This window comes from Desulfosarcina sp. (genome assembly GCF_041551955.1).
Classification (GTDB): domain Bacteria; phylum Desulfobacterota; class Desulfobacteria; order Desulfobacterales; family Desulfosarcinaceae; genus Desulfosarcina.
In genome coordinates this window covers 1-9,760 of sequence record NZ_JBFELV010000168.1, presented here as the reverse complement: position 1 = coordinate 9,760, position 9,760 = coordinate 1, and the positions used below count along the sequence as shown (strand labels likewise).

Genomic DNA, 9,760 nt, shown 5'->3' with positions numbered 1-9,760 from the left:
CATCAACGGTAATGGCAACCATCAGACAGACATGCATAGCGGTGGGTTCCCTGATTGAAAATAACGGATAGGATGCAAAATGTCGGACCATCCTTATCATAAAATCAAGCCACTTAAAATATAAAGCATGGGCATAAAGTTTTCGATCACAAGGCCGATGAAGAAGTGTGTCGGGACTTTCGTCCACCCACGCACTGCCAATTCAACAATTTGATTATGGCCAAAATCAACAGAAACCGGTATATAAACCTCCAGATAAGGATTTGGGACTTCATCATCGCTCATCACCGTGTCATGGTTGCGACTTTCTCGCTTTGCCTTGCCAACATCCTTTTCTGGGAGTCTATCACACGACACAGATTAACCGATTTGACAGGATCCTTAGGTCTTCCGAGAAAGGTGTTCCCATGAAAGTGGCCTGCGAAAACTGCAGCAAAGCCTTCGAGCTTCCCGATGACCGCCTTCCCACCGGGAAAAAAGTCTCATTCCCCTGCCCTGGCTGCAAATCGAAAATTACGCTGGACCTCAGGGAGAAACCGGAGCCAGCGCCCGAACCGGTAAATACAGCGACCGATGGTTCCGCTGGAAAGGTGGTTATCACTCCGCTTGATGAAAAATCATCGGAAGACCTGGACGGCACCGATCTGAAACGCAAAATTCTGAAAAGCCTCAAAGATCTGCCGGCGATGCCAAAAATCATCTACAAAGCGCGGGAGGTCATGTCCAACCCCATGTCCGGGTTCAAGGAGATTGCCGAAGTGATCGAAACCGATCAGGCCATTGCCGCCAAGGTCCTTCAGGTGGCCAACTCGGCTTATTACGGGATGTCCGGGATGGTCTCTTCGATCCACCAGGCTACCGTCGTTCTCGGACACAAAGTATTGGAGCAGGTCATCACCATGGTTTCCGCCACCAGCCTGCTGGGGAACCACCTCAAAGGCTATCGGATGGGGTCTGGCACCGTATGGCAGCATTCATTGGCCGTGGCCCTGTGTTCACGATTGATCGCCAAAGACCGCGCGCCGGCAATGGAAAACGACGCCTTTTCCGTCGGGCTGATCCACGATGCCGGCAAGCTGGCCCTGGATCGCTATCTCCTGGAACGAAAAGCCCAGGTGGACCAAGCGCTGGCTGCCGGTGTTAATTTTCTGGAAGTGGAAAAGCAGGTGCTTGGTTTCGACCACACGGAACTGGCCTCCGAGCTGTGCGCCAAATGGAAGCTGCCGGAAAACCATGTAAGCGCAATGCGATTTCACCACGACCCCGGAGCATCCAAGGGCAACCAACTGGCTTACATCATTCATTTAGCCAATCACATCGCCCAACAGAGCGGGATTGGAAGCAGCTTCGATGCCACGCTGTACGAACTGGATCCGCAAGCCCTGGCGTTTCTCTCTTTGGATGAAGAAGATTTGACCCTGTACAACCAAGCGATGATCGAAGCTGTCAATCAGATTACCCAGAGCATGGCATAGGCGGCTTTTTTCTATAATAAGGAGTAAATTGGATGGCCGAAAATGAAAAGACGCTGACAACTGCTGAATTTTCACATATGACAGGCATCTCCGTTTCCACGATCACCCGGATGCTGAGACGGGAAACGATTCGGGGGGTGAAACGCAGCGGGAAATGGGCCATTTACGAATGCGAGCTTCAGCACCCGGCCGTTGCGGCCCCAAAAGATCCCGGAGGAATATCGGCCGGCGTGGAACCCGATTTTAAAACACCGGCGGCGGCAACGCAAACATACGATGTCGATGCGTTTGTCCAAATGACCTATTTAACAGAAAAAGGGGTTCGCCAGTGGCTTAAAACCGGCCGTCTGTCAGGCCGCGCCGGTGCAGACGGCAGCCTTCGGGTGGATGCAGCCAACCTTGACCGGCCCGAATTCCGACACCTGATCCGAGAATAAGTCGATCACCTTCCCGTGTTCTCTCTTTGCGTTGACATTCACCTAACCACCGTTTCAGCCAGTTGAATGTGTCCGGGGGACAACGTAGTCAGCCCTCCCAGCGGACCCGACGAGCGGGATCTCTGCTTGGCCCCGGACTGACCGCGGGCAAGGTTCTGCCTGTATTAGAGCGAATCGGACGGATAGACTTCCGCACGGTGTGACTGAATTTTTTCTTTGGTTTTGATCAGCTGCTTTTTAGCTTTGTCGACCACCAGATCGATGGCTTCATTCCAGGCACTGCTCTCTTCTTTGGCGTGGACATCAAAACCCTTTCCACTGAGGTTGACATCCACGATTTTTCTTAGTTTTTCTTCCTGGAAAACCACATCTGCGGTTCCGGAATGGGGCATGATTTTATCAAGACGCGCAAGCTTTTCTTCAAGGTAGGATTTTAGGAAATCTGAGGAGTCAACACCTTTGAAGGTGACCAGAATTTGCATATCACGTCCTCCTTTCGCGGCAGTCCGGCCCACTCACCACTGCGGTTGCCTTCCCCTTGTTTCCACGGACCGGTGGGGGGGTGAATGATTTGAAATCGAACCGAGATTCGGTTAAGAAACGGCAACGCCTCCTTTCATTGGCTGACGACCTTCATCCGAAACCGGAGTCAGTCGGTTTTTATAGTGTATCATCGGCTGAAAACCGAGACAATCAAATCCTTGGCTTTTTCCAACAACGGTTTCCTGAATTTCACCTTTAGGTACAGGTCGCCGTTTGGGCCGCCGTTTTTACCGGTGGCACCCATCTGGGAAAGACGAATTTGCTGGCCGTCCCTCGTACCGGCAGGAATACTGACCACCAGTTTTTTAGAACGCCGAAGGTGATGATAGGGGTAGGGACCACCGGATCTGGCAAATTCCGGTGCCAGATGGATGGTGTCGCGAATATCCCGCCCCGTCTGCGGAAGACTCAATCCGGTGACACTTTGCAACAGGTACCTGGCAAATCGACCCAAACCCGGGGAAGTACCGGATGCCATGGCTTTTCCCCGACGCCTGCCGAACCCTTTGCGATAGATGAATCCACTGCCGTGAAGACCATGCTGCCTGAAGGCAAATCGCTTGTACCCCGACCCGTAAAAATCGCTGAATATGGCGTCCACACCGCGAAGGCCGAACGAACGGGCCATCTCCTCGAAAATCTCATGAACATCGGAGCCACTGAAGATATCCTGTTCGGTATAGGTGTTTCTGAACTGACCATAGGCGCTATCGCCAAAACGGCTGCGCATGGCATCGTATGCACGCCGCTTCTCCACATTGGACAACACCGCGTAGGCCTCGTTGACAGACTTCATCATTTCTGCACGCTCTGGATGCTTTTCGTTGCGGTCCGGATGATATTTAAATGCCAGTTCCCGATACGCCGCCTTAATTTTTTTCGCCTCCGCATGTTGATCCACACCGAGTATCTGGTAGTAGTCCCGCTGTGCCATACGCCCGTTTTCCCTTTAAAAAAATAAGTTTAACACCCTCGTACAGATGAAAACGATCATTATTCGATAATATAGTCATGAATCGGCCCTTGGCGATGCAAAAAAAAACCGACCCAAAAAATCGTTTAAACCGATTCACGTGCCAATTGCCGACGAATCGGCTCAAGCATTCTGGAAATACGCCGAATAGCAGATTATCATGCATGATAAAAAAAATGGCATCAAAAAGGTGAAATTAAACCTGATCGCCTTGTTCATCAGTTCGATGGTATTGATGGCTGCGGTATGGGCCCGACAGGCATTTGCATGGGGCGTGTCTCCGCATGGTCGCTACTATTTGACGGCTATCCTGATCATCAGCTGCATCCTGACCGTGATTACGTTGTTTCGATGGCTGCGGTTTCGTCACCACCAGCCGATATCAACCGATGATGCAGATCAGGAAGCAGCCGAGCGGCACCGCCAGCACTATCGGGTACAATTTGATGAATCGTCACATCCCCTTTTCGTCCAGAGAACCGATGAACGCCACGCCGCCAGCCAGTTCACTTGCCCCGTCCGCGATATCTCGGAAACTGGCATCAGCCTGGTCTGCACGGGTATATACGCGCTCGGGAAAACGGTTCAGGGGGAAATCATCTTTGGCAGCGGCCGGACGGCGCCGGTGAATGGCATGGTCATACGAGAAGAGGCCGGCCTCACCTGTCTGCGTCTTCACTGCACCATCGATCCACCCTTGTTGATGGCGGAACAGCGTGAGCAAATTGCCTGCGAAAAGGGCAACATCCCCCGACCGGCAGTCAGTAACACCTTGCTGGACACGGCGACCGGGCCTCTTCCCAGCCACTTCCCCAGGGGAATCTGCCGGTTAAAACGCCGGTAAACGATCCTCACGTTCAAGTAGTCGACCCCTTCGGCCTCGGTCAACCAATGATCGATCTTGCCGATCGCAGCAATCAGCGGCGATGAATGCCATTGGCCAGGTCGCATCACTAACGGCTGCAGGCCCCATCGGCACGAAAGGGCTCGGATGATTGCATCCGAACCCTTTGGTTAAGTCAAAGCTACCGATCGCGATGAGTATTTATGGCCTACAGCTCCCAGGGTGAGGGAACCGCGCCGGCAAACGTCTTGGGCATTTTAAACTCGCCACTTTCCACCGTGAGTCTCACCAAACGGGAAGCTTCTTCCATCCCCATGGTATTCATCATGGCAAAAGGCCCCATGGGCCAGGCCAGCGAGGTGCAGATTCCCAGTTCCAGGTCTTTGATGGAGACCACCCCTTTTTCGATGAGGTGGGTGGAAATGGTGAAGATGGACCCCAGCAGTCGGTCTTTGACGACGTTGAGCAAGGCGGTGTCCTCGGCTACGGGTCCGTCTTCCAGATTCCAGGGGTTGCCACTTTCAAACTGGCTTTTAAGCTGATCGGGCACTGCCGGGTAGCCGACATCCGTATCGGCCAGATAGTCGTTCATGGAAACGGCGGCATGGTAGCAGGTGCCCAGACCGGATCCGTTTTGCACCCACATGATCCCGAAGCGCACGTTCAAGGCCAGTTGGGAAATGCGCTCAAGGGTAGCCACGTTGTATGCGTCGCCATAAAAGGAGTCAAGCATCATGTAGCTGGAGATGAAAACGGGGTTGATGGCAAATCCGGGGAAATCTTTTACTGAAATGGGCACTTTACGGTTTTTTTCCGCAAAAGCCATCAAGGCGGAAAAGGTCTCGTCACTGGTATCCTTTTGTCGGATCACCTCCACCAACCGGTTGATGTTGGCTGGAAAGAAATAATGCAGGCCGGCGGTTCGCGAAGGGTTGGAAACCGACGCCATCAGCCGTTCGATGAGAAAAGTCGATGTGTTGCTGACCATAATGGCATCGGGACGGCATACCTTGTCCAGGTCCTTGAAAATCTGGATTTTCAAATCCATTTTTTCCACTGCCGCCTCGATGACCAGGTCGCAAGGGGCCAGGTCCTGATAGCGGGCGGTTCCCGATATCATACCGGCCACCCGGTCCATCTCCTGCTGGGTCATTTTACCCTTGGCCACCCGTTTTTCAAGGGCTGCCTTGACCCATCGATCATACATGGAATGAACCAGCTCGTCATTCAGCTCCTTGAAAATGACGCGGTAACCGGACGATGCTGCATTGAGTCCGATGGCCGCACCCATAACGCCGAACCCAACGATTCCTACGGTTTCGATTGTCGCCATCTCTCCTCCTTTTCCATTAACGTGATGTACCCGGCCATTGCTTCGGTACAATGGTGGCAGTCGTTTAAAATAGCCTACAAATCTATATGGTTATGCAAATAGCTTAAAACGAGACAGGCTGAAATGCCTCTTTTTATCTCACCCTTGCGGCACAGGGTCAAGGCTATTTTTTAACTACATTAAAGCTATATTGTCCATGGTAAGGGAAAATAAGCGGTTGGATTGCTTGTATTGAGCGGCCGGATGGCTATATTGCCTCTTGTTCAAAAAACGCAATCCATACGAAACGAGCAGATATGTCCTCTTTCTTAGCCAACGAAAAAATTCGCAATATCGCTATTATCGCCCATGTCGACCATGGCAAGACGACCCTCGTGGATGCCATGTTCCGCCAGAGCGGCCTTTTTCGGCAAGGCCAGCAGATGGACGAACGGGTCATGGACAGCATGGACCTTGAGCGGGAGCGTGGCATCACCATTGCCGCCAAGAACTGCTCCGTGGTGTACCAGGGTGTAAAAATCAACATCGTGGACACACCCGGCCATGCCGATTTCGGCGGTGAGGTGGAACGGGCCCTGTCCATGGTGGACGGTGCCATCCTCCTGGTGGACGCCTCCGAGGGCCCATTGCCCCAAACCCGTTTCGTGCTGCAAAAAGCCCTCAAATCCAAATTGAAAATCATCGTGGTAATAAACAAGGTCGACCGCAAAGATGCCAGGTCTTCTGCGGTGCTCGATCAGGTGTACGACCTGCTCATCGACCTGGATGCCAATGAAGATCAGCTGGAGTTTCCCCTTTTTTACGCCATCGGGCGAGACGGTGCGGCGGGAACCGCCCCCAACCAGTTGGCCGAAGACCTCCACCTGCTTTTTGACGCCATCGTCAGAGATATCCCCCCCCCTCGGTTCGATCCTGACTCACCGTTTCAGATGCTGGTCTCCGACTTGGGTTATTCGGACTACCTGGGTCGTCTGGCAGTGGGGCGCGTGGTGGGCGGCAAGGCCGAATCCAGGCACCGGCTTATCCGCATCGATGCAGACGGTAACCACCGGCCCCTGAAAGTCACCCGACTGCAAATATACGAAGGTATGGATATCACACCGGTATCTGTGGTAGGCGCCGGTGAAATCGCCATCCTGTCCGGTATCGATGAGGTAACCATCGGCGATACCATCTGCACGGAAGATGCCCCCTTTGCCCTGCCCCGCATCACCGTCGACCCGCCGACGGTGTCCATGCTGTTCACGATCAACGACGGTCCGCTGGGCGGCAAGGAAGGACGCTATGTGCAGTCGGCGAAAATCAGGGAACGACTGCTCAAAGAAACCCTGCTCAATGTGGCGATCCAGGTGGAAACGACCCTGGACAGGGATTCTGCGGTGGTCAAAGGGCGCGGGGAATTTCAGTTGGCCATCCTCATCGAGACCATGCGCCGGGAAGGGTTTGAATTTTGCGTGGGGCGCCCTGAAGTGATCCTGAAGCAGGAGGATGGGGTCGTCCAAGAGCCTGTGGAAAGGCTTTTCGTGGACTGTGGTGAAACCTTCATGGGGGTGGTGACCGAAAAGCTCTCCGTGCGCAAAGGAAAAATGATGAACCTCTCCAATACGGGCACCGGACGGGTGCGCATCGAATTCTCAATTCCTTCGCGGGCCCTGATCGGCTATCGGGATGAATTTCTCACCGATACCCGGGGCACGGGCATCATGAATTCCTACTTTCTGGGTTACGAGCCATACCGGGGGGATTTTCCCAGCCGTTTTACCGGATCGATCGTATCGGACCGCCAAGGCCATGCGGTGCCCTATGCTCTGTATAATCTCGAGCCTCGAGGCCGGCTGCTCATCCAGCCCGGTGAACCGGTTTACGAAGGGATGGTGGTTGGCGAGCACAACCGGGAAACGGACATCAACGTCAATCCCACCAAAGAAAAGAAGCTGACCAACATGCGCGCGTCCGGCAAGGATGAGAACGTCATCCTTGCCCCCATCCGGCCGATGACCCTGGAGCAGGCCATCAACTTTATCCGTGACGACGAGCGCGTGGAAATTACACCCAAGTCCATTCGGCTGCGCAAGGTAACCTTGGGTCTCAAGGCCCGCTACGCCCAGCGCGGCGCTAAAAAGTAAAGGCCGCCTACCGGGGATTTTCGAAAAATACGTAACTGGTGGAATAATCGGAAAACTCGAAGTAGACCTTGCGCTCGTCGGCATCCTTGACCATGTTCAAGTTGACATCCATGTATCCGTACCCGAATCGATAGGGACGCGGGCTGTCGTCCGAGGTGCCGTATGCCGTGGACAATTTGTCAATGTTGATGAAACGGCGAACCAGTTGCTCGCCGGCGTATATCTCCAGCACCCCGTCCGTACCGGTCCAGTTCTGGATGGACCGCCCGATCTTGTTCTGTGACTCCTGGGTGCAGGCCACCGCCATAAACGCCGCCAGCACGGCCATTGCTTTTGATAATACCTTCATGACATTACTCCTGACTCATCTGAAACCATATTTTTTCCAATCCTCTTTCTGAAGCCCCTGCTATATGGGCTCATCTCCGCCGCACACCTTGAATATCGCCACGACCTGTCGACAAAGCAATTCGAATTGTTCTGGGTATAGGCTCTGAGCGCCGTCGCTCAAGGCCGATTCCGGTTGATGGTGAACCTCAACCATCAACCCGTGTGCATTGGCGGCCACCGCTGCACGGGACAAGGGCAGGACCTGATCCCGTCGACCGGCGGCATGACTGGGATCCACCACAATGGGCAGATGGCTCTCTTTTTTTACCACCGGTACGGCGGACAGATCCAGGGTGTTGCGACTATGGTGGACGAAGGTGCGCACACCCCTCTCGCACAGGATCACCTGGTGGTTTCCCTGGGCCATGATGTATTCGGCAGCCATGAGCCACTCGTCTATGGTGGCGGCCATGCCGCGTTTGAGCAGAATGGGTCGGTAGGACTCACCGGCCCGCTTGAGCAGGCTGAAATTCTGCATGTTCCGGGTACCGATCTGGATTAGGTCAGCATAATGCTCCACCAGGTCGAAAGTCTGAAAATCCATCACTTCGGTGACCACCGGCAGGCTGAAACGCTCTCTGACCTTGGCCAATATCTTGAGCCCCTCTTCGCCAAGCCCCTGAAAAGAATACGGTGAGGTCCGCGGCTTGAAGGCACCACCCCGGAACAGCTGCGCACCGGCTTTTTTGACATGGCCGGCGATGGTCAAGGTCTGGTCTTCACTCTCAATCGCACAGGGCCCGGCAATGATGGTCAGGTGGCCGTTTCCAATCGTGACGTCGCCCACCTGAATCAACGTGTCTTCGGCTTTTGTTTCCCGACTGACCAATTTATAGGGTTTGGTGATGGGCACCGCCTCCTTGACCCCTGGAAGGCCGATAAACAGGGCCGCATCCACGGGGCCTTTGTTGTTCAGCACACCAATGGAGACGCGGTCGCCGCCTGGAATAGGCCTTGCCGTGCATTCTCTTGCTTCAATGACCTTGACCACACGATCGATCTGATCGGGTGTCGCCGTTTTTTCCATCACCACCAGCATGTTGCGCCTCCTTTGTAAATGGGAACCCGGGTTGGTGATCCCGGCCAGAAAAAAAGGGCCCGGATCAATCCCACGGCCCCTTCAACTGAAAACGGACCGTCGGATTGTTGCCCGTGGGTCCGTTTGCTTGTCATCGACACGACATACATCTCATGCAATGGGGATCCGGCAGGCGCACCCGAAAGGTGACCGCCACCACCAAAACCTTGACTTTCCTGCTACTGAGATGTTCATGTTCTTGTGCTTTTCCTTATGGTTACTAAACGAGATGGAATGGTTTGGATATGTCATCCATCCTCGTGATTGTCAATCGCTTTTTCCGATGAAGGCATGCCAAGGCAGTGGATTTGAGCCGATTCTTTATGAGTAAATGTAAAAAAAGGCTTGACTTGCCGTGCGTTGCCATTATTGTATTGCCCAAAAATAAGGAACCGAACCATGCCAATCTTCGAGTACCAGTGCAAGGCCTGCTGCAATCACTTCGAACAACTGGTGTTCTCATCGGACACCGAGTCGGTGTTATGTCCCGCCTGCAACTGCGCAGACGTCGAAAAGCTGATGTCAGCCGGTGCCGTCCGGCCCCATGGCATTCCCACCGGT

Annotated in this window: 11 protein-coding genes; 5 read left to right on the top strand and 6 right to left on the bottom strand. The window is 53.8% G+C overall.

The window, feature by feature from the left end:
* Positions 1-96: 96 nt before the first annotated feature.
* Positions 97-285 carry a hypothetical protein gene (locus ABYV26_RS13705; RefSeq protein WP_372681882.1) on the bottom strand — a complete coding sequence of 63 codons (189 nt, stop codon included), beginning with the start codon at positions 283-285 and terminating at the stop codon, positions 97-99.
* Positions 286-407: 122 nt separating this feature from the next.
* Here ABYV26_RS13705 and ABYV26_RS13700 point away from each other — a divergent pair, with 122 nt between their 5' ends.
* Both ABYV26_RS13700 and ABYV26_RS13695 read left to right on the top strand, forming a co-directional pair.
* Positions 408-1,475 carry an HDOD domain-containing protein gene (locus ABYV26_RS13700; RefSeq protein WP_372681880.1) on the top strand — a complete coding sequence of 356 codons (1,068 nt, stop codon included), beginning with the start codon at positions 408-410 and terminating at the stop codon, positions 1,473-1,475.
* A 32-nt stretch (positions 1,476-1,507) separates the two neighbouring features.
* Positions 1,508-1,912, top strand: a complete 405-nt coding sequence (locus ABYV26_RS13695) for a helix-turn-helix domain-containing protein (RefSeq protein WP_372681878.1) — start codon at positions 1,508-1,510, stop codon at positions 1,910-1,912.
* Positions 1,913-2,076: 164 nt separating this feature from the next.
* Here the strand turns inward: ABYV26_RS13695 and hpf are convergent, their stop codons facing one another.
* Positions 2,077-2,394, bottom strand: coding sequence for a ribosome hibernation-promoting factor, HPF/YfiA family (gene hpf, locus ABYV26_RS13690; protein ID WP_372681877.1), 318 nt, complete (start codon positions 2,392-2,394; stop codon positions 2,077-2,079).
* Positions 2,395-2,582: 188 nt separating this feature from the next.
* Positions 2,583-3,389, bottom strand: a complete 807-nt coding sequence (locus ABYV26_RS13685; protein WP_372681875.1) for a DnaJ domain-containing protein — start codon at positions 3,387-3,389, stop codon at positions 2,583-2,585.
* Between the two features lie 199 nt (positions 3,390-3,588).
* On the opposite strand from ABYV26_RS13685, the gene ABYV26_RS13680 reads away from it, so the two are divergent.
* On the top strand, positions 3,589-4,272 hold the full coding sequence (locus tag ABYV26_RS13680; protein WP_372681873.1) for a PilZ domain-containing protein: 684 nt from the start codon (positions 3,589-3,591) through the stop codon (positions 4,270-4,272).
* Positions 4,273-4,480: 208 nt separating this feature from the next.
* On the opposite strand, the gene ABYV26_RS13675 is transcribed toward ABYV26_RS13680, so the two are convergent.
* On the bottom strand, positions 4,481-5,605 hold the full coding sequence (locus tag ABYV26_RS13675) for a 3-hydroxyacyl-CoA dehydrogenase NAD-binding domain-containing protein (RefSeq protein ID WP_372681871.1): 1,125 nt from the start codon (positions 5,603-5,605) through the stop codon (positions 4,481-4,483).
* Between the two features lie 296 nt (positions 5,606-5,901).
* Here ABYV26_RS13675 and typA point away from each other — a divergent pair, with 296 nt between their 5' ends.
* Positions 5,902-7,731 (top strand): translational GTPase TypA, encoded by a 1,830-nt coding sequence (gene typA / locus ABYV26_RS13670; RefSeq protein ID WP_372681870.1) that lies wholly within the window; start codon positions 5,902-5,904, stop codon positions 7,729-7,731.
* Positions 7,732-7,738: 7 nt separating this feature from the next.
* Here the strand turns inward: typA and ABYV26_RS13665 are convergent, their stop codons facing one another.
* Positions 7,739-8,080 carry a hypothetical protein gene (locus ABYV26_RS13665; RefSeq protein ID WP_372681868.1) on the bottom strand — a complete coding sequence of 114 codons (342 nt, stop codon included), beginning with the start codon at positions 8,078-8,080 and terminating at the stop codon, positions 7,739-7,741.
* 60 nt (positions 8,081-8,140) lie between these two features.
* Entirely contained in the window at positions 8,141-9,160 is a 1,020-nt protein-coding gene (gene aroF, locus ABYV26_RS13660) for a 3-deoxy-7-phosphoheptulonate synthase (protein WP_372681866.1), read from the bottom strand.
* A gap of 438 nt (positions 9,161-9,598) precedes the next feature.
* Between aroF and ABYV26_RS13655 the strand changes: the two genes are divergently transcribed.
* Positions 9,599-9,760: zinc ribbon domain-containing protein (locus tag ABYV26_RS13655; RefSeq protein ID WP_372681884.1), on the top strand; the 162-nt coding region annotated here is incomplete at its 3' end.

Coding starts and splice junctions, on each gene's coding strand:
- ABYV26_RS13705 (WP_372681882.1), bottom strand. CDS start 285: ATGAGCGATGATGAAGTCCCAAATCCTTATCTGGAGGTTTATATACCG.
- ABYV26_RS13700 (WP_372681880.1), top strand. CDS start 408: ATGAAAGTGGCCTGCGAAAACTGCAGCAAAGCCTTCGAGCTTCCCGAT.
- ABYV26_RS13695 (WP_372681878.1), top strand. CDS start 1,508: ATGGCCGAAAATGAAAAGACGCTGACAACTGCTGAATTTTCACATATG.
- hpf (WP_372681877.1), bottom strand. CDS start 2,394: ATGCAAATTCTGGTCACCTTCAAAGGTGTTGACTCCTCAGATTTCCTA.
- ABYV26_RS13685 (WP_372681875.1), bottom strand. CDS start 3,389: ATGGCACAGCGGGACTACTACCAGATACTCGGTGTGGATCAACATGCG.
- ABYV26_RS13680 (WP_372681873.1), top strand. CDS start 3,589: ATGCATGATAAAAAAAATGGCATCAAAAAGGTGAAATTAAACCTGATC.
- ABYV26_RS13675 (WP_372681871.1), bottom strand. CDS start 5,605: ATGGCGACAATCGAAACCGTAGGAATCGTTGGGTTCGGCGTTATGGGT.
- typA (WP_372681870.1), top strand. CDS start 5,902: ATGTCCTCTTTCTTAGCCAACGAAAAAATTCGCAATATCGCTATTATC.
- ABYV26_RS13665 (WP_372681868.1), bottom strand. CDS start 8,080: ATGAAGGTATTATCAAAAGCAATGGCCGTGCTGGCGGCGTTTATGGCG.
- aroF (WP_372681866.1), bottom strand. CDS start 9,160: ATGCTGGTGGTGATGGAAAAAACGGCGACACCCGATCAGATCGATCGT.